Source organism: Cedecea davisae DSM 4568 (genome assembly GCF_000412335.2).
Taxonomy (GTDB): domain Bacteria; phylum Pseudomonadota; class Gammaproteobacteria; order Enterobacterales; family Enterobacteriaceae; genus Cedecea; species Cedecea davisae.
Genome location: NZ_KE161030.1, coordinates 63,236 through 81,142 on the forward strand (window position 1 = coordinate 63,236; position 17,907 = coordinate 81,142).

The 17,907-nt window shown below is 54.8% G+C and carries 17 protein-coding genes; 14 read left to right on the forward strand and 3 right to left on the reverse strand.

Going from position 1 to position 17,907, the window contains the following annotated elements:
* Positions 1-24 precede the first annotated feature (24 nt).
* From malM to ubiA, 3 genes are all read left to right on the forward strand, one after another.
* On the forward strand, positions 25-975 hold the full coding sequence (gene malM, locus HMPREF0201_RS00280) for a maltose operon protein MalM (protein WP_016517421.1): 951 nt from the start codon (positions 25-27) through the stop codon (positions 973-975).
* Between the two features lie 192 nt (positions 976-1,167).
* Positions 1,168-1,680: a chorismate lyase gene (gene ubiC / locus HMPREF0201_RS00285; protein WP_016517422.1), complete on the forward strand. Its 513-nt coding sequence runs from the start codon at positions 1,168-1,170 to the stop codon at positions 1,678-1,680.
* Entirely contained in the window at positions 1,680-2,552 is an 873-nt protein-coding gene (gene ubiA / locus HMPREF0201_RS00290; protein WP_016517423.1) for a 4-hydroxybenzoate octaprenyltransferase, read from the forward strand. The genes ubiC and ubiA overlap by 1 nt, the downstream gene beginning before the upstream one ends.
* Before the next feature lie 49 nt (positions 2,553-2,601).
* Here ubiA and plsB read toward each other — a convergent pair whose 3' ends face one another.
* The gene (plsB, locus tag HMPREF0201_RS00295; protein WP_039897793.1) at positions 2,602-5,031 is read right to left on the reverse strand and encodes a glycerol-3-phosphate 1-O-acyltransferase PlsB; all 2,430 of its coding nucleotides are present in this window, start codon (positions 5,029-5,031) and stop codon (positions 2,602-2,604) included.
* 131 nt (positions 5,032-5,162) lie between these two features.
* On the opposite strand from plsB, the gene HMPREF0201_RS00300 reads away from it, so the two are divergent.
* The 4 genes from HMPREF0201_RS00300 (at position 5,163) to HMPREF0201_RS00315 (ending at position 8,029) form a co-directional block, all read left to right on the forward strand.
* The gene (locus tag HMPREF0201_RS00300; protein ID WP_016517425.1) at positions 5,163-5,531 is read left to right on the forward strand and encodes a diacylglycerol kinase; all 369 of its coding nucleotides are present in this window, start codon (positions 5,163-5,165) and stop codon (positions 5,529-5,531) included.
* Between the two features lie 108 nt (positions 5,532-5,639).
* Positions 5,640-6,248, forward strand: a complete 609-nt coding sequence (lexA, locus tag HMPREF0201_RS00305; RefSeq protein WP_016517426.1) for a transcriptional repressor LexA — start codon at positions 5,640-5,642, stop codon at positions 6,246-6,248.
* Positions 6,249-6,323: 75 nt separating this feature from the next.
* Positions 6,324-7,658, forward strand: coding sequence for an MATE family efflux transporter DinF (gene dinF, locus HMPREF0201_RS00310; RefSeq protein WP_039897794.1), 1,335 nt, complete (start codon positions 6,324-6,326; stop codon positions 7,656-7,658).
* 161 nt (positions 7,659-7,819) lie between these two features.
* A complete protein-coding gene (locus HMPREF0201_RS00315) occupies positions 7,820-8,029 on the forward strand; it encodes a CsbD family protein (protein WP_016517428.1) in 210 nt (69 codons plus the stop codon).
* A 70-nt stretch (positions 8,030-8,099) separates the two neighbouring features.
* Here HMPREF0201_RS00315 and zur read toward each other — a convergent pair whose 3' ends face one another.
* Positions 8,100-8,612, reverse strand: a complete 513-nt coding sequence (gene zur, locus HMPREF0201_RS00320; protein WP_039897795.1) for a zinc uptake transcriptional repressor Zur — start codon at positions 8,610-8,612, stop codon at positions 8,100-8,102.
* Between the two features lie 95 nt (positions 8,613-8,707).
* Between zur and HMPREF0201_RS00325 the strand changes: the two genes are divergently transcribed.
* The 3 genes from HMPREF0201_RS00325 (at position 8,708) to dusA (ending at position 11,774) form a co-directional block, all read left to right on the forward strand.
* Positions 8,708-9,211 carry a cupin domain-containing protein gene (locus HMPREF0201_RS00325; RefSeq protein WP_039897797.1) on the forward strand — a complete coding sequence of 168 codons (504 nt, stop codon included), beginning with the start codon at positions 8,708-8,710 and terminating at the stop codon, positions 9,209-9,211.
* 171 nt (positions 9,212-9,382) lie between these two features.
* A complete protein-coding gene (locus HMPREF0201_RS00330; protein WP_016517431.1) occupies positions 9,383-10,690 on the forward strand; it encodes a conjugal transfer protein TraF in 1,308 nt (435 codons plus the stop codon).
* 85 nt (positions 10,691-10,775) lie between these two features.
* On the forward strand, positions 10,776-11,774 hold the full coding sequence (gene dusA / locus HMPREF0201_RS00335; protein WP_039897800.1) for a tRNA dihydrouridine(20/20a) synthase DusA: 999 nt from the start codon (positions 10,776-10,778) through the stop codon (positions 11,772-11,774).
* Positions 11,775-11,972: 198 nt separating this feature from the next.
* Here dusA and HMPREF0201_RS00340 read toward each other — a convergent pair whose 3' ends face one another.
* Positions 11,973-12,956: a quinone oxidoreductase gene (locus HMPREF0201_RS00340; RefSeq protein ID WP_016517433.1), complete on the reverse strand. Its 984-nt coding sequence runs from the start codon at positions 12,954-12,956 to the stop codon at positions 11,973-11,975.
* A 79-nt stretch (positions 12,957-13,035) separates the two neighbouring features.
* Between HMPREF0201_RS00340 and dnaB the strand changes: the two genes are divergently transcribed.
* The 4 genes from dnaB to aphA all read left to right on the forward strand — a co-directional run bounded on the left by dnaB (position 13,036) and on the right by aphA (position 17,855).
* Positions 13,036-14,442 carry a replicative DNA helicase gene (gene dnaB, locus HMPREF0201_RS00345; protein WP_016517434.1) on the forward strand — a complete coding sequence of 469 codons (1,407 nt, stop codon included), beginning with the start codon at positions 13,036-13,038 and terminating at the stop codon, positions 14,440-14,442.
* A gap of 165 nt (positions 14,443-14,607) precedes the next feature.
* A complete protein-coding gene (gene alr, locus HMPREF0201_RS00350; RefSeq protein WP_016517435.1) occupies positions 14,608-15,687 on the forward strand; it encodes an alanine racemase in 1,080 nt (359 codons plus the stop codon).
* Positions 15,688-15,745: 58 nt separating this feature from the next.
* Entirely contained in the window at positions 15,746-16,939 is a 1,194-nt protein-coding gene (locus tag HMPREF0201_RS00355) for an amino acid aminotransferase (RefSeq protein ID WP_016517436.1), read from the forward strand.
* A 202-nt stretch (positions 16,940-17,141) separates the two neighbouring features.
* Positions 17,142-17,855, forward strand: a complete 714-nt coding sequence (gene aphA / locus HMPREF0201_RS00360; RefSeq protein WP_016517438.1) for an acid phosphatase AphA — start codon at positions 17,142-17,144, stop codon at positions 17,853-17,855.
* Positions 17,856-17,907: the final 52 nt, after the last annotated feature.

Genomic DNA, 17,907 nt, shown 5'->3' on the forward strand with positions numbered 1-17,907 from the left:
CGGGTTCGCTTCGAGGATAAAACAATGAAAAAACATCTTCTTGCGCTTTGCCTGCTTCCTGTTCTGGGCTTATCGTCCGTGCCGGCTGCTTTTGCTGCGAACACCGCGATTAACCCACAAAACGTCTCAACCGCACCGGCTATTCCTGCGGAAAAATTACAGAGTCTGCCGTGGATACCTCTGATGCCGCCAGTCAGCCAGAATGTTGTTCTGGATGCGTCATCTGCCGGTATTAACGCGGGTGACCTTACCGGGGGCGTAGCCGCCTTCGTGCTGCCAGCCGATCAGGGCTCGCTCGAAATTACGCTCTCCAGCGTGGTGAAAGACTTAAGCGTTTACGCACCAAACGTATTGATTCTTGACGCTCAAATGCAGCCTTCTGCTTTCTTCCCGAGCAGCTATTTCCAGTATCAAAAACCGGGAATGACCTCCGGCAACCGTCTGGAAAACGTCATGAAACTGACCCCGATGATGGGCCAGAAACAGATCTATATGCTGGTGTACACCACCAAACGCGATCTGACCGAAACTACCCGTATGATTAACCCGGCGAAGCTCTACGCTGAGGGAGCAAGCAACGCCATTCCTGATGTTGCTGACCCGGTTGCCCGCCACGCCGGGCAGGGCGCGCTGACGGTACAAGTCAAAACTGAACAAAACAGCGGCAACATCATGATTGGCAAGATCTTCGGCGGGTCCGATGCCAAACCTGTTGTGGTAGGCAACGTCGCTCCTCCGACGGCTTACTCCGCACCGACCGCCGCTTCTGCACCTGTGGCAGCACCTGCTCCGGCACCTGCCGCGAAGAGTGAGCCGGTGCTCAACGATACTGAAAGCTATTTTAACCACGCGATTAAACAGGCTGTGGATAAAGGCGACATCGATAAAGCCCTGAAACTGCTGAATGAAGCCGAGCGCCTGGGTTCCACCTCCGCCCGTAAAACTTTTATCAGCAGTGTAAAAGGCAAGGGGTAACCATCTCCCCACGTTGCTGATGCTTGAAGTATTGGTGCGCTCCGGCGCACCTTTTTTTTCTCCGTAGCCCGACGGGCTTTGAGCTGCTGTTGCTCAATTGTTGCGATATTTACGGCCAGTGTTGCCATTGCCTGCCGCACGGCGGCGTTCTGCGTTACAATGCCTTCAGGTTATGTATCGGAGAGCATCCCCATGTCCGACGCGCTGTCGCCTTTGCGCGCTCTGAATTTCTTTACGGAGGTCCCGCAAGGGCTTAGCTCCGCTTATCTCGACTGGCTGCTGCTGGAAGATTCGATGACGAAGCGCTTCGAACAGCACTGCTCAAAAGTTACCGTACGCATTGTGCGTGAAGGTTTTATCGACCCGAATAGCGATGATGTGCCCGAGGCTGAACTGCTGCCCCATACCGGGCGCTACTGGCTGCGGGAAATCATTCTCTGCGGGGATGAGGTGCCATGGCTGCTTGGTCGCACCGTCGTGCCAGAAACCACGCTCGACGGGCCGGAACTCGCGTTGCAGAAGCTGGGTAGCACGCCGCTGGGCCGCTACTTGTTTAGCTCATCGACCCTGACGCGAGATTATATCCAGGTTGGCCGCAGCGCCGAACTGTGGGGGCGTCGCTCCCGCCTGAGGCTCTCCGGCAAGCCACTGCTGCTTACCGAACTGTTCCTGCCAGCGTCTCCGCTGTATGAGGAGGAAAAATAATGGAATGGAGTTTGAGCCAGGAAAAACTTCTGGCTTACCACCGGCTGATGCGTACCGATAAGCCGATAGGCGCGCTGCTGCTGCTGTGGCCGACGTTGTGGGCGCTGTGGGTCGCTTCGCCGGGCATGCCGCCGCTGACAATTCTGGCGGTATTTATTGCCGGAGTCTGGCTGATGCGCGCCGCGGGCTGCGTGATTAATGATTATGCGGATCGCAAATTTGACGGTCACGTTAAGCGTACGGCTCAGCGCCCAATACCCAGCGGAGCGGTAAGCGAGAAAGAAGCCCGCACGCTATTTGTGGTGCTGGTGGCGCTGGCTTTTGTGCTGGTGCTGACGCTGAACACGATGACGATTTTGCTGTCCGTTGCGGCACTGGCGCTGGCCTGGATTTATCCGTTTATGAAACGCTACACCCATCTGCCTCAGGTGGTGTTGGGAGCGGCGTTTGGCTGGTCCATTCCCATGGCGTTTGCCGCGGTTAGTGAGTCCGTGCCGCTGAGCTGCTGGCTGATGTTCCTGGCGAATATTTGCTGGGCGGTAGCTTACGATACGCAATACGCGATGGTTGACCGCGATGATGACCTGAAAATTGGCATTAAATCGACGGCAATTTTGTTTGGCCGTAATGACAAACTGATTATCGGGATTTTACAGGTTGCCACGATGGTGCTGATGGCGATGGTTGGCTGGCTAAACGGTCTGGGCGGCACATTTTACTGGTCAATTCTACTGGCTGGCGGACTGTTTGTTCACCAGCAGAAGCTGATTGCCAAACGTGAACGTGAAGGCTGCTTTAAAGCGTTTATGAATAATAACTATGTGGGTCTGGTGCTGTTTATCGGGCTGGTGCTCAGCTACCTGCACTTCTGATTCGGGCCAACAATAAAAAAGGCGGGTTTCTCACCCGCCTTTTTGCATTTTAAGAAACCGCGTCCTGGGACGCCGCGCTCTCAATGGTCAGGCGCACGTCCGAGGTAACGAGATCTGCCAGCATCTGGTAAACCTTCATGGTTTCGGCCGCATCCGCGTCGCCGGTATCGCTGATGTAGCCTTCATCGCGCAGGGTCAGTACCAGCGAGGTGAAGACGGCTTTATCAAAGAATTCCGGGGCGTTAATGCCGTGCAGGACCGACAAACGCTGCGCCACGGTGCGGCTTTCGCGCTCCAGGGTGCCGCGGTTAATCGCCGGGTTGGCGCTCAACTGCCAGAAGGTAATGGCATAACGCTGGATAGTCTCGCGCACGCCCGCCGCCAGAAGCTGCAAGGTGCGTGAGCGGTTCGGATTGATCTGCACTTCATCATCGGCAACGACAACCAGCCCCTGACGCTCCATCTCCGCAATCATTGCATCGATTTCAGCGCCCAGCTCGCTCTTCTCCCAGCGCAGGAACAGTTCGGCCTTAAGCATCGGATAAATAACTTCTATCTGACGCAGCAGCTCGGCACGCGAGATATGACGATGCTGGGTGATAATAGAGGCCATCAGCGAAGGCAGCACCAGCATGTGCATGATGTTGTTGCGGTAATAGGTCATCAGCACTGCCTGCTCGCGCGGCAGAATGATGATGTCGCCGATGGTGTCTTTCTCAACTTCGAACTTGTTCATCTGCAACGCGTGGTCGATAAGCGCATCGGCCGTGACCGTTGGCGCCGTCGCGTCCGGAGAATAAGGCACGTTACGCAGCAGATTCAGGTAGCAGTCCAGCTGTTCGGTCAGCTGTTCGCGGGTAAGAGAACGCTGGCGCGAAGCGAGCAGCGCGGTACAGCACAGGTTCATGGCATTTGCCGCGCCTGCGTTGTTGATGCGCACCATCAGGTCAGCCGCAATTTCATTAACCGTCGGCGTCAGCCAGGCCGGGCGAATCGATTCGATTGGGTCGATAGAGTCGCGCCACTCAGGAACGTGCTGATTCAGATAGGTCATCAGCGGCAGCGGTTCACCGAAGTTCACATAGCCCTGACCCAGATTACGCAGCTTGCTCAGGCCGCGGACCATTTGCATAAAGCCTTCTTTCTCTTTGGTCGCGCCGCGCAGCTCTTTGGCGTAGGTTCCGACCTCCATCACATGCTCGTAGCCGATATAAATCGGCACCAGCGTAATAGGGCGGGTGCCGCCGCGCAGCATGGCCTGAATGGTCATCGACAGGGTGCCGGTTTTCGGGTCAAGCAGGCGGCCGGTACGTGAACGCCCCCCCTCCACGAAATACTCAACCGAATAGCCGCGGCTGAATAGCTCGCCGAGGTACTCGCGGAATACCGTAGAGTAGAGCTTGTTGCCCTTAAAGGTTCGGCGAATAAAGAACGCACCCAGGCGGCGGAATATCGGGCCTGCTGGCCAGAAGTTCAGGTTAATACCGGCGGCAATATGCGGCGGCACCAGCCCCTGGTGGTAAAGCACGTAAGAGAGCAGCAGGTAGTCCATGTGGCTGCGGTGGCACGGCACATAGACGATTTCGTGGCCGTCGTGAGCAAGCTGGCGCACGCGTTCGGCATTGTGCACGTTAATGCCCTGATAGAGACGGTTCCAGGTCAGCCCCAGTACGCGGTCCGTCAGGCGAACGGCCTCATAGGAGAAGTTAGCCGCAATCTCTTCCATCAGCGCGACGGCATTCTGCTGTGCCTTCTCGTGAGAAATTTTCTTGCTGCGCGCTTCATCTTCTACCGCACGTGCAATCGCTTTCGATGCCAGCAGCTTGTTAAACAAGTCCTGACGTACCGGCAAACGCGGCCCAACGGCAGCTAAGCGCTGGCGAGCGAAGTGGGTACGCGCGACGCGAGCCAGCTTCTGGGCGATGATTTTGTCGGTGCCGTGTTCGGTTGCCATACGGCGCAGCGAAACAGGGGGAGAGAAGCGCACAAAGCTGTCGCGACCCAGCCACGAAACGGCAAAGAATTTTTGTACGCCGTTTAGCGTGCGCAGAGGAGGATTAACTTCCCCCTTCTCGCGGCCGGGTGAGCGGCCAAACATCACGGAAACCGGCACCATCTGTACATCGAGATCGGGATTGCTGCGGTGCAGGTCCAGATAATCGTGGAACAGTTTTACCGACTCTTCTTTTGGCGTGTAGTAAGTAAAGACGCGCGGCCCGCCGTGAATAAACACGTAGCGCGGCAGCAGTGCGCCGTCAATTTCCAGAGGTTCCAGCGGATCGGGCAGGTCATGCTCCAGGCATTGGGCGCGCAGGGTCAGTAGGTCTGCCTTCGAGTTATAAGGCAGGACGTACATAATTGGGCGCGAGGGATCCAGACCGAGTTCGGTTTGTGGGTCCGCCGGGATAGACTTGCTTTTTACCAGAACACTTAATGGTAAATTCAGTAATTTGTAGTAAATTCTTGGCCAGCCTGACATAGATGATGTAAAGCCTCAGGTTAATAATGCAAATGCGCCGCAAGGATATCAGAAACTCCGGGGAATTTCTGTGGCGCTGCGATTTAGACTCAATGAGCATTGACGCTCAATATTTAAAAAGGTTTCCTTGAATGGCGAATAATACCACCGGCATCACCCGCATTATTAAGGCTGCAGGCTACTCGTGGAAGGGGCTGCGTGCGGCCTGGATAAACGAAGCTGCATTTCGTCAGGAGGGCGTGGCCGCGGTAATTGCTATTATAATCGCCTGCTGGCTGGACGTTGACCCGATCACCCGCATTTTGCTGATTGGCTCCGTGGTGCTGGTGATGATTGTTGAAATTCTGAATAGCGCCATCGAGGCATTGGTCGACCGCGTAGGCACCGACTACCACGAACTTTCCGGGCGCGCCAAAGATATGGGGTCTGCCGCCGTACTGATTGCGATTATTCTGGCGGTTGTCACCTGGGTCACGCTGCTTTGGTCACATTTGCGATAGGCTTTCCATAATCGGTTAAGTGGCTGGTTTTTGCTTAATTTGTGGTTTCAAATTCACCCGGGGCTGTATATACTCACAGCATAACTGTATAAACACCCAGGGGGCGGAATGAAAGCACTAACTACCAGGCAGCAAGAGGTGTTTGATCTCATTCGGGATCATATCAACCAAACCGGCATGCCACCTACGCGCGCCGAGATTGCACAACGTCTGGGGTTCCGTTCTCCAAACGCCGCTGAGGAACATCTCAAAGCGCTGGCCCGCAAAGGGGTCATTGAGATTGTTTCCGGCGCGTCGCGCGGCATTCGCCTGCTGGTTGAAGAAGAAACCGGCCTGCCGCTGGTCGGGCGTGTTGCCGCCGGTGAGCCGCTTCTGGCGCAGCAGCATATCGAAGGCCATTATCAGGTCGATCCGTCGTTGTTTAAACCTAATGCCGACTTCCTGCTGCGCGTGAGCGGCATGTCGATGAAAGACATCGGCATTATGGATGGTGACCTGCTGGCGGTGCATAAAACGCAGGACGTACGTAATGGCCAGGTTGTGGTGGCGCGTATTGACGACGAAGTGACGGTTAAACGTCTGAAAAAACAGGGCAACACCGTTCAGCTACTGCCTGAAAACAGCGAGTTTCAGCCTATCGTTGTCGATCTGCGCGAGCAAAACTTTAGCATTGAAGGTCTGGCCGTAGGCGTAATCCGCAACGGCGAATGGCTGTAACACGTCTTTCGGTGGTGCGGTAACACGCCGTACCACCCGCTCTATTCCCCCTCATTATTTTCCTGGGTCACTCTCATGCGATTTTTTTCGTCGACGGATAGTGCGCTGTGGCGTCTTGCGCTTCCCATGATTTTCTCCAATATCACGGTGCCGCTGCTGGGGCTGGTTGATACCGCCGTTATTGGTCATCTCGACAGCCCGACCTATCTGGGCGGCGTGGCGATAGGCGCAACCGCGACCAGTTTCCTGTTTATGCTGCTGCTGTTTCTGCGTATGAGCACTACCGGGCTTGCGGCTCAGGCGTTTGGCGCTAACGATCCGCTGCGTCTCGCCCGCGCTTTGCTTCAGCCGCTGATACTGGCGCTGGCCGCCGGTTTGGCCATTATGGTGCTGCGCGGGCCGCTAATCGGTCTTGCTTTGCATATTGTCGGCGGCAGCGAAGAGGTGCTTTATCAGGCCCGGCGTTTTCTTGAAATTCGTTGGTTAAGCGCTCCGGCGTCGCTGGCTAATCTGGTGCTGCTGGGCTGGCTGCTCGGCGTGCAGTACGCTCGCGCCCCGGTTATTTTGCTGGTGGTGGGTAACCTGCTGAATATCGTGCTCGACCTTTGGCTTGTCATGGGCCTGCATATGAACGTGCAGGGGGCCGCATTGGCGACCGTTATTGCCGAGTATGCGACGTTTATCATCGGCTTAGCCATGGTACACAGGGTGTTAAAGCTGCGCGGTATTGATTGGTCATGCCTGAAGATGGCATGGCGAGGAGATCTGCGAAGGCTGCTGGCCCTCAACCGTGACATCATGCTGCGCTCGCTTCTGCTGCAAGTTTGCTTTGCCTCAATGACCATTTTTGGTGCTCGGCTGGGGGGCGAAATTATCGCGCTGAATGCGGTTTTGATGACGCTGCTGACCTTTACCGCCTACGCGCTGGACGGATTTGCTTATGCCGTTGAGGCGCATTCCGGGCAGGCGTATGGCGCCCGTAATCGCGGGCAGCTTCTCGAGGTCTGGGGGGCTGCATGCAGGCAGGCCGGGCTGGTTGCATTGGCTTTCGCCGCTGTTTATGCCGTGGCGGGCGAGCAGATAGTCTCGATGCTGACTTCGCTGCCAGAGCTACGCCAGCTGGCGAATAGCTATCTGCCATGGCAAATCATACTGCCGGTTGTTGGCGTCTGGTGTTACCTGCTGGACGGAATGTTTATCGGCGCTACGCGTGGGGCTGAAATGCGTAACAGCATGGCCGTTGCGGCGCTGGGGTTTGGTCTAACCTTGCTGACACTGCCTCTCTTTGGCAACCATGCGCTGTGGCTGGCTTTGGCGGTGTTTCTGGCGCTGCGCGGTCTTTCGCTCGGTTTTATCTGGCGTCGCCACTGGCGTAACAACAGCTGGTTTCCCGCCGACGCCAGGCAGTAGTGATTTCTCTCTGAATGGTTAAAGATTCTTAGTTTTTCCCAGAGGTCGAAATCATTAACTACAATTAATCTCACGTTCAGCAGATAGTGGGTAGCTGTTCAAAGGAAAGCACCCAACGGCTGATATGTTCAGACCCTAAACCGAACGATGAGGAGACGACTATGAATAAGGACGAACTCGGCGGTAACTGGAAACAGTTCAAAGGTACGGTTAAAGAGAAATGGGGCAAGCTGACCGATGACGATATGACCGTTATCGAAGGTAAGCGTGACCAGCTGGTGGGTAAAATCCAGGAACGCTACGGCTATGCCAAAGACCAGGCAGAGAAAGAAGTGAAGGACTGGGAGTCCAGGAATGACTATCGCTGGTAGCCTGCCAGCCTCTCAAATGTGCTAATGCTCACAGGCTATCCTACCCGGGTACAAGGATGTACCAACCCTTCTAACGTTTTTTCTTCGATTGCACCGTGTGGTCGTGGCCGCAGGCATCGTGATGCCGACAGGCTTCAACTTCTGCGCAGTCACAGCACAAACCATGCGCTTCAATCACGTTGTGGCGCAGCGCAAATCCCATCTTTGACGCAAGATTTTGCATAATATCTTCCACACCCTCAGCCGCCTGCTCTTTCACTGAGCCACATCTGTCGCAGATAAACATGGCCGAAGAGTGGGTAGGGCTTTCGATGAAATTACACAGCACATAGCTGTTATTGGATTCCACGCGATGCACAAAGCCCTGCTCCAGCAGAAAGTCCAGCGCACGATAAACGGTCGGAGGCTTCGCCTGAGGCTCACTGACGCGCAGGAGATCGAGCAGGTCATAGGCGCTGATGGCTCCGGTTTGCTCGGACATCAGGCGCAGCACCTCAAGACGCTGTGGCGTCAGGCGTACATTGCGTTGCAGGCACAGCTTTTCTGCCTGTGCTAACACGTTTTGCGTTGTGGTGGTATCCATCAGCCTCTCCCGGTCATTGACCTGATACTTTACCATAATGCGGATAAAACGCCGAATCCTGGTACATAATGACCCTATCTACCCCGGAGGATGTTATGCAAAAACCAGATTGTATTCGCCACTGGCGCGAACTTGAAGGCGCAGATGACTCAAGCTACCCGGACAGCCCGGAACGCTTTTCCGTTGGCGCTCCGCTGGCCCGGAATTTAGGACTGACGCGACTCGGCATTCACCATGAGCGTATTCCCCCCGGCAGACGAACCTCTTACCCTCATGCAGAAAGCAGCGAAGAGGAGTTTGCCTATGTGCTCGAAGGGCACCCTGAAGTGTGGATTAACGGCCACCTGTGGCGGCTTGAACCGGGTGATAGCGTCGGTTTCCCCGCCGGAACCGGTATTTGCCATACCTTCATTAATAATACTGAGCAGGATGTTCGACTGTTAGTCGTGGGGGAAGCGAATAAGGCTGAAAATAAAATTTATTACCCTCTAAATCAGTCTTATGCCATGCAGCGTAAGGATCGCTGGATCGACCACCCGCCACAATTCTTTGGGCCGCATAACGGTCTTCCTTCACGAAAGCCCAAGGGTAAACTATAAATTAATTAGCAAGGAAACAATAAGACTCGAACCCTAAGGATATATTGGGGATGCTGATGGCTTAAATATCCATCCTTTTATCGCGCTATTCACAGCAATAGTCCGCCTCTGTTCAGTCATAACTGTCAGGGGTGAATTACTTAATCTGACAATCAGACAGGCGTGCTGTGAATGAATAAAATAAAATCTTCGGTGGCGACACTCGCCGCAACGTTATTTATTGCTAATCAGGCCGGGGCGGCAGGAACCTGGTCCGAAGCGCGTAACGATGCGATGGGCGGAACAGGGGTGGCCTCTGCCAACTATGGTAGCGGAGTGTTAATCAACCCGGCGTTATTAGCAAACTCTCAACCTGATGACAATATTACGGTTATTCTCCCGACGGTGGGGGCGCAAATAACCGATAAAGACAATCTCCAGGACAAAATTGATGATATCAGCGACAAAGTTGATAACTATAAACTCGCCATCGGGTCGTTAACGCCGCGAGATATAATTTTAAATCCCGGCGGAACATTAAATCAGTTCCGCAGCGCGGCGGGCGATTTAGCCGGTGAACTGGAAGATTTACGCGGTGAAACGGCAAACGCTAAAGCTGCCGCAGGTATCGCTGTCAGCATTCCCAATGACACACTGTCCGTCGCCTTCGTCACTAAAGCCTACGCGCGGGCCAGAGTCAGCTCTTCTATCGACCAGAACGACATCGACTATTTGCGCAGTATTCAGAACTCCAGCCTGGTTGCCGGAAGCGTGGCGATTGATGCCGCGCTTAATGGTTCTAACCGTATCACCAGTAATCTGAATTCTACTGCCTCCGGGCGGGCTGCAATTGTTTCCGATTACGGGATCGCTCTGGCGCATAAATTCGATGTTGGCGGCGTGCCGGTTTCGGTTGGCGTGACGCCAAAACTGCAGAAAACCTGGCTGTATAATTACACGACTTCGATTTACTCCTATGACAGCGGTGACTGGAAAAAAGGGCAATATCGCAACGACGATACCGGCTTTAACCTTGATGCGGGCGTTGCCGCAGACTTAGGGCAAAACTGGACCGTAGGTCTGAGCGGTCAGAACCTGGTTTCACGCGATATCGACACCAAAGATATTCGCATCACCAACGGGCGCACCGGTGAAACCCGCAGCTACAAAGATACTTTCCAGATTAGCCCTCTGGTGACTGCTGGCGTAGCCTGGCATAACGAACTTGTTACGCTCAGCGCCGACGGCGACCTTACCGAAACGAAAGGTTTCAAGAGCGAAGCTAATTCCCAATATGTTGGTGTGGGTGCAGAAGTCAGGCCGCTTTCCTGGCTGGCGCTGCGGGCAGGTTATCGTGCGGATATGAAAAACAACGACAGCAATGTCTTCACCGGCGGCGTTGGCTTCGCGCCAGGCAAACGCGTACATGTCGATCTGATGGGATTGTACGGCGAAGAAAAGACCTGGGGCGCAGGCGCACAGCTGAGCGTGACTTTCTAATGAGGCTCACCGGGGCAGGCAGATGCTCCGGTGCTGCTTTATGCTATAGTAGCGACCCTTTTTAAACCGTAGCCCGCGTAAACGTATGTCCTCACAAAGCAACCAGACTCCTTTCCAGCCGCATCGTTTCTCTATTGCTCCGATGCTGGACTGGACCGACCGCCACTGCCGCTATTTCCTGCGTCAGCTGTCTCGCCACACGCTGCTGTACACCGAAATGGTGACTACCGGGGCGATCATTCACGGCAAAGGGGACTATCTGGCCTATAGCGAAGAGGAGCATCCCGTCGCGTTGCAGCTGGGCGGTAGCGATCCACAGGCGCTGGCTCAGTGCGCAAAACTTGCTGAAGCCAGGGGATACGATGAAATCAACCTCAACGTTGGCTGCCCTTCAGACCGCGTGCAAAATGGCCGCTTTGGTGCCTGCCTGATGGGCGACGCGCAGCTGGTTGCCGACTGCGTAAAAGCGATGCGCGATGTGGTTTCGATTCCGGTTACGGTAAAAACCCGTATCGGTATTGATGACCAGGACAGTTACGAGTTCTTGTGTGACTTTATCGGCACCGTAGCCGGTAAGGGCGAGTGCGAGATGTTTATCATCCACGCGCGTAAAGCCTGGCTTTCTGGCCTTAGCCCGAAAGAGAACCGCGAAATACCGCCGCTGGACTATCCTCGCGTTTATCAGCTTAAGCGCGACTTCCCGCACCTGACGATGGCTATCAACGGCGGGGTAAAAACGCTGGAAGAAGCCAAAACGCACCTCCAGCATCTGGATGGCGTAATGGTCGGGCGTGAGGCTTATCAAAATCCTGGCCTGCTAACCACCGTCGATCGTGAGATTTTTGGCGCGGACGTAGAAGACCGCGATCCGGTTGCCGTTGTGCGTGCGATGTATCCTTATATTGAGCGCGAACTGGCAAACGGCACTTATCTTGGCCACGTCACCCGGCATATGCTCGGTCTGTTCCAGGGCATTCCGGGAGCGCGCCAGTGGCGGCGCTATTTAAGTGAAAATGCCCACAAAGCCGGAGCAGGGATCGATGTTGTGGAACACGCGCTGTCTCTGGTAGCCGACAAACGGTAGCCGTAGAGACGGAATAAGCCGGGTTAATTTGGGTATTGCGGAGCCGATCACAAGCCTGCACTTAATCCCGGCAGGGCCGTTTCAATTAGCCATCAAATCTGAGAATATCTTTTCGCAGTAACAGAATTCATCGCGCTGTACCCTACATACGGCACGAACAAAAAAGAAAGGGCTTCCTGCGGGAAGCCCTAATTCTTTCTAAGGGATCAACAAACTTGAGCCTTGAGTTGCACGGCTTTCCAGCGTTCGGTGAGCAAGCACCGCATCCTTCAGCGCAAATTTCTGGTTTTCAGCCACATCCACCTTGATTGCTCCGCTGGCAATTAGCGAAAACAGCTCGTTACAGGCTTCGTCAAATTCTGCTCGGGTAGTCAAATAGCCGTTCAGAGACGGGCGAGTGACGTACAGCGACCCTTTCTGATTCAGAATGCCGAGGTTGACGCCGGTCACCGGGCCAGATGAATTGCCGAAGCTGACCATCAGCCCGCGGCGCTGCAGGCAGTCGAGCGAAGCTTCCCAGGTCTCTTTACCCACCGAATCGTAAACCACCGCTACCTTTTTCCCGCCGGTCAGCTCTTTCACGCGTTCAGAGATATTTTCGTGCTGGTAATTAATTGTCTGCCAGGCCCCGGCCTGCTGAGCACGTTCGGCTTTTTGCGCGGAACCCACCGTACCAATCAGCTTCGCGCCGAGCGCTTTCGCCCACTGGCAGGCAATCAGCCCCACGCCGCCGGCCGCCGCGTGAAACAGGAAGGTTTCGTTGGCTTTGATTTCATAGGTTTTGCGCAGCAGATAAAACACCGTCAAGCCTTTCAGAAACGAAGCCGCGGCCTGTTCGAATGAGATAGCATCTGGAATTTTAGCGACCTTGTCGGCCGGAGCATTATGCACGCTACTGTAGGCTCCCAGCCCTGACTGGGCGTAAACAACGCGATCGCCGACTTTCAGGTGCGTGACCTGGCTGCCGACCTTACTGACAACGCCTGCGGCTTCGGTTCCAAGCCCGCTGGGCAGCGATGGAGGCGGGTAAAGTCCGCTGCGAATATAGGTATCGATATAGTTGATGCCTATCGCCTTATTCTCCACCTGAACTTCGTTTTCTGTAGGATCTTTCGGTGTAAATTCAACCGACTTCAGCACTTCAGGCCCGCCGTGCTGGCTAAATTCTATGCGCGTTGCCATGGAAACTCCTTGTGTCGAAGAGTGACAAGAATGGTTATACTTCCGGGTCTCTCACTATGAATTTGGTAACTCCCTCACTATGGCAGGAAATAAACCCTTCAACAAACCGAACGAACCCCGCGACCGCCAGGTGGAAGGGCTGAAAATGCCGCCGCACTCGCTTGAGGCGGAGCAGTCGGTGTTGGGCGGTTTAATGCTGGATAACGAACGCTGGGACAACGTCGCCGAGCGCGTCGTCGCCAACGACTTCTTCAGCCGACCGCACCGCATGATCTTTACCGAAATGCAGCGCCTGCTCGAAATGAGCAAACCCATCGACCTGATTACGCTTTCCGAATCCCTTGAGCTACAGGGAAATCTGGAGAGCGTCGGCGGTTTTGCTTATCTCGCTGAATTGTCAAAAAATACACCAAGTGCGGCGAACATCAGCGCTTATGCAGACATCGTTCGTGAACGTGCGGTTGTGCGTGAAATGATCGCGGTAGCTAACGAAATTGCCGATGCCGGTTATGACCCGCAGGGGCGCAGCAGCGAAGACCTGCTGGACCTCGCCGAATCCCGCGTGTTCCAGATTGCCGAAAACCGGGCTAATAAAGATGAAGGCCCGAAAAGCATCGACCAGATCCTCGAGGCCACGGTTTCGCGTATTGAATCGCTGTATCAGACGCCGCACGATGGCGTAACCGGCGTGGATACCGGCTACCAGGATCTCAACAAGAAAACCGCCGGCCTGCAGCGCTCTGACCTGATTATCGTTGCGGCCCGTCCGTCGATGGGTAAAACCACTTTCGCGATGAACCTGTGTGAAAACGCCGCGATGACGCAGGACAAGCCGGTACTGATTTTCAGCCTTGAGATGCCCGGCGAGCAGATCATGATGCGTATACTGGCGTCGATGTCGCGTGTGGATCAGACCAAAATTCGTACCGGCCAGCTGGATGACGAGGACTGGGCGCGTATTTCCAGCACCATGGGCATCCTGCTGGAGAAGCGCAATATGTATATTGATGACTCCTCCGGCCTGACGCCGACCGAAGTCCGCTCCCGCGCACGCCGTATTTACCGCGAGCATGAAGGCTTGAGCCTGATAATGATCGACTACCTTCAGCTGATGCGTGTGCCTTCGCTGTCTGATAACCGTACGCTGGAAATTGCCGAAATTTCACGCTCCCTCAAGGCGCTGGCGAAAGAGCTTCAGGTGCCGGTTGTTGCGCTTTCTCAGCTTAACCGCTCTCTGGAGCAGCGCGCCGAAAAACGCCCGGTCAACTCCGACCTGCGTGAATCTGGGTCCATCGAGCAGGATGCTGACTTGATTATGTTCATCTACCGCGACGAGGTTTACCACGAAAACAGCGACCTGAAAGGCATCGCCGAAATCATCATCGGTAAACAGCGTAACGGCCCAATCGGCACCGTGCGCCTGACCTTTAACGGCCAGTGGTCGCGCTTCGATAACTACACCGGGCCGCAGTACGACGAAGAATAAAAATCCTCGTCATCCCTCAAGCCACAACTGCGTTGGCTGCACTCACTCACCCGAATCACTTACTTTAGTAAGCTCATCGGGCTGAGTTCTCTTGCCGCCTTGCTGTGACCTGAAAGATTTAGAGGATTTGCACAAATTAATCCAAACACTGAGCAAGGAACGAACATGCAAGCGGCAACCGTCGTAATTAACCGCCGCGCTCTGCGACACAACCTGCAACGCCTGCGCGAACTGGCCCCGACCAGTCGTATGGTGGCGGTAGTGAAAGCAAACGCCTATGGGCATGGTCTGCTGGAGACCGCCCGCACTTTAGATGACGCCGATGCCTTCGGCGTTGCCCGCCTTGAAGAAGCGCTGCGCCTCCGGGCTGGCGGAATAGAAAAACCGATTCTGCTGCTGGAGGGGTTTTTTAACGACGGCGATTTGCCGACGATTGCCGCGCAAAATTTTCATACCGCAGTGCACAGCATCCAGCAGCTTGAAGCGCTGGAGCAGGCCGAACTCAGCCAGCCGATTACCGTCTGGATGAAGCTGGATACAGGCATGCACCGCCTTGGCGTGCGCCCGGAAGACGCCGAAGCTTTCTACCAGCGCCTCACGCATTGCAAAAACGTCCGTCAGCCGGTCAATATAGTCAGCCATTTTGCCCGCGCAGATGAGCCGGACTCGGATGCCACGCCGCGCCAGCTCGATATCTTTAATAGTTTTAGCGCAGGCAAACCCGGCCAGCGTTCGATAGCTGCATCCGGTGGTATTTTGCTTTGGCCGGAATCGCATATGGACTGGGTCCGCCCGGGTATTATCCTGTACGGCGTTTCTCCGCTGGAGCAGAAGCCGTGGGGCGAAGATTTTGGGTTCCAGCCAGCAATGTCGCTCACTTCCAGCCTGATAGCCGTTCGCCAGCATAAAGCAGGCGAACCGGTGGGCTACGGCGGTACCTGGATTGCCGGGCGTGATACCTGCCTCGGCGTTGTCGCTATGGGTTACGGAGACGGTTATCCTCGTAGCGCGCCTTCGGGTACGCCGGTGCTGGTGAACGGCAGGGAAGTTCCTCTGGTTGGCCGTGTGGCGATGGATATGATTTGCGTCGATCTTGGCCCGGATGCAGCCGAAAAACCGGGTGATAACGTGGTGCTGTGGGGCGAAGGATTACCGGCCGAGCGCATCGCAGAATATACGAATGTAAGTGCTTACGAACTTATAACCCGCCTGACCTCAAGGGTGACGATGAAGTATCTGGACTGATTGTCCTCGCCTGGTTTACAGTGGAAATCCGCGAACTGTAAACCAGGAGAACCTCACCGTGTTTCAAAAAGTTGACGCCTATGCTGGCGACCCCATCCTTTCCCTCATGGAACGCTTCAAAGTCGATCCTCGCAGCGACAAGGTCAACCTCAGCATCGGCCTCTATTACAATGAAGACGGGGTTATCCCGCAGCTGCAGGCTGTCGCGGAAGCTGAAGCTCGCCTGAATGCGCAGCCTCACGGCGCTTCTCTCTATTTACCGATGGAAGGGCTTAACGGCTACCGCAGCGCCATCGCACCGCTGCTGTTTGGTGCCGAACACCCGGCTCTGATCGAAGGCCGCATTGCCACCATTCAGACTCTCGGCGGCTCGGGCGCCCTGAAAGTGGGTGCCGATTTCCTGAAATCTTATTTCCCTGATTCTCAGGTTTGGGTCAGCGATCCGACCTGGGAAAACCACGTAGCCATCTTTGAAGGCGCGGGTTTCACCGTTAATACCTACCCTTGGTTTGATAGCGAAACCAACGGCGTGCGCTTCGAAGCACTGCTGGAAAAACTGAACACGCTGCCGGAAAAAAGCATTGTTCTGCTGCATCCGTGCTGCCATAACCCAACCGGCTCCGACCTGAACAACGGCCAGTGGGACGCGGTAGTTGAAATCCTCAAAGCACGTAATCTGATCCCGTTCCTCGACATCGCCTATCAGGGCTTTGGTGCCGGGATTGAAGAGGACGCTTACGCTATCCGCGCCATTGCATTGGCCGGGCTGCCGATGCTGGTCAGCAACTCGTTCTCTAAAATCTTCTCCCTTTACGGCGAGCGCGTAGGCGGCCTTTCCGTAGTCTGCGAAGATAGCGATGCCGCGGGCCGCGTGCTGGGGCAGCTGAAAGCCACCGTGCGCCGCAACTACTCCAGCCCGCCAAACTTTGGTGCGCAGCTTGTCGCTACCGTCCTGAATGACGAGAAGCTGAAAGCCAGCTGGATTGCCGAAGTGGAAAGCATGCGTGTGCGTATTCTGGAAATGCGCCAGGTGCTGGTTGAAGTGCTGACGAAAGCGGTGCCGGGGCGTAATTTTGACTATCTGGTGAAACAGCGCGGTATGTTCAGCTACACCGGGCTCAGCGCTGCTCAGGCAGATCGCCTGCGCGAAGAGTTTGGCATCTATCTGCTCGCCAGCGGCCGTATCTGCGTGGCTGGCCTGAACCACGGCAACGTGCAGCGCGTGGCGCAGGCGTTCGCCGCTGTAATGTAAGTACTTGCTAACTATCTCTTCTTGCCCCTCTTCTTTAGAGAGGGGCATTATTTCCCAGGTTCTGTGATCTCTTCTGTCTTCTCCGATATAAAACAAATAAAACCTTTATATATCAGGCTCCGGCAGGTATGGTCGGGATGCTTTATTATCCGTTTGCGCAATTTAACAACGATTAAAACCAATAAAATAGAAAGGGAAAACAATGCGTAAGATTGCTTTGGCACTGAGTGCCGTCTGCCTGCTGGTCGGCCTTAATCATTCCGTGATGGCGAAGGAATCCGTTCCCGCCCCGCTTAACCCTGGCGTAACCGTGGCTCAACTGGCACAGCAGGTGCCGGTGCATTGGGTTTCCGTGGCGCAAATAGAAAATAGCCTGCTGGGGCGCGCGCCTATGGCAGTTGGCTTTGATATTGATGACACCGTCCTGTTTTCTAGCCCCGGCTTTTATCGCGGGCAGAAAGAGTATTCTCCCGGCAAGCAGGATTACCTGAAGAACCCTGAGTTTTGGGAAAAAATGAACAACGGCTGGGATGAATTCAGCATGCCGAAAGAGGTGGCGAAAAGCCTGATAACCATGCACCTCAAGCGTGGCGACAGCGTTTACTTTGTTACCGGACGCAGCCAGACCAAAACTGAAACCGTGACCAAAACGCTGCAAAATGACTTCCTGATCCCGGAACCAAACGTTAATCCGGTTATTTTTGCCGGAGATAAAGAAGGCCAGAACACCAAGACTCAGTGGCTGAAAGATAAGAAAATCAAGATCTTCTACGGTGACTCGGATAACGACATCACGGCAGCGCAGGAAGTCGGCGCTCGCGGTATTCGTATCCTGCGAGCTTCTAATTCCAGCTATCAGCCGCTGCCAAAAGCTGGCTCATTTGGTGAAGAAGTCATCGTTAACTCCGAGTATTAACTCTGCTTCGGAAAACGGCAGCTAAAATAAATCATCTGCCGTTTTTTTAATC

What these genes read in the sequence shown, in the direction of transcription:
- malM (WP_016517421.1), top strand. Translation starts at nt 25, where the DNA reads ATGAAAAAACATCTTCTTGCGCTTTGCCTGCTTCCTGTTCTGGGCTTA.
- ubiC (WP_016517422.1), top strand. Translation starts at nt 1,168, where the DNA reads ATGTCCGACGCGCTGTCGCCTTTGCGCGCTCTGAATTTCTTTACGGAG.
- ubiA (WP_016517423.1), top strand. Translation starts at nt 1,680, where the DNA reads ATGGAATGGAGTTTGAGCCAGGAAAAACTTCTGGCTTACCACCGGCTG.
- plsB (WP_039897793.1), bottom strand. Translation starts at nt 5,031, where the DNA reads ATGTCAGGCTGGCCAAGAATTTACTACAAATTACTGAATTTACCATTA.
- HMPREF0201_RS00300 (WP_016517425.1), top strand. Translation starts at nt 5,163, where the DNA reads ATGGCGAATAATACCACCGGCATCACCCGCATTATTAAGGCTGCAGGC.
- lexA (WP_016517426.1), top strand. Translation starts at nt 5,640, where the DNA reads ATGAAAGCACTAACTACCAGGCAGCAAGAGGTGTTTGATCTCATTCGG.
- dinF (WP_039897794.1), top strand. Translation starts at nt 6,324, where the DNA reads ATGCGATTTTTTTCGTCGACGGATAGTGCGCTGTGGCGTCTTGCGCTT.
- HMPREF0201_RS00315 (WP_016517428.1), top strand. Translation starts at nt 7,820, where the DNA reads ATGAATAAGGACGAACTCGGCGGTAACTGGAAACAGTTCAAAGGTACG.
- zur (WP_039897795.1), bottom strand. Translation starts at nt 8,612, where the DNA reads ATGGATACCACCACAACGCAAAACGTGTTAGCACAGGCAGAAAAGCTG.
- HMPREF0201_RS00325 (WP_039897797.1), top strand. Translation starts at nt 8,708, where the DNA reads ATGCAAAAACCAGATTGTATTCGCCACTGGCGCGAACTTGAAGGCGCA.
- HMPREF0201_RS00330 (WP_016517431.1), top strand. Translation starts at nt 9,383, where the DNA reads ATGAATAAAATAAAATCTTCGGTGGCGACACTCGCCGCAACGTTATTT.
- dusA (WP_039897800.1), top strand. Translation starts at nt 10,776, where the DNA reads ATGTCCTCACAAAGCAACCAGACTCCTTTCCAGCCGCATCGTTTCTCT.
- HMPREF0201_RS00340 (WP_016517433.1), bottom strand. Translation starts at nt 12,956, where the DNA reads ATGGCAACGCGCATAGAATTTAGCCAGCACGGCGGGCCTGAAGTGCTG.
- dnaB (WP_016517434.1), top strand. Translation starts at nt 13,036, where the DNA reads ATGGCAGGAAATAAACCCTTCAACAAACCGAACGAACCCCGCGACCGC.
- alr (WP_016517435.1), top strand. Translation starts at nt 14,608, where the DNA reads ATGCAAGCGGCAACCGTCGTAATTAACCGCCGCGCTCTGCGACACAAC.
- aphA (WP_016517438.1), top strand. Translation starts at nt 17,142, where the DNA reads ATGCGTAAGATTGCTTTGGCACTGAGTGCCGTCTGCCTGCTGGTCGGC.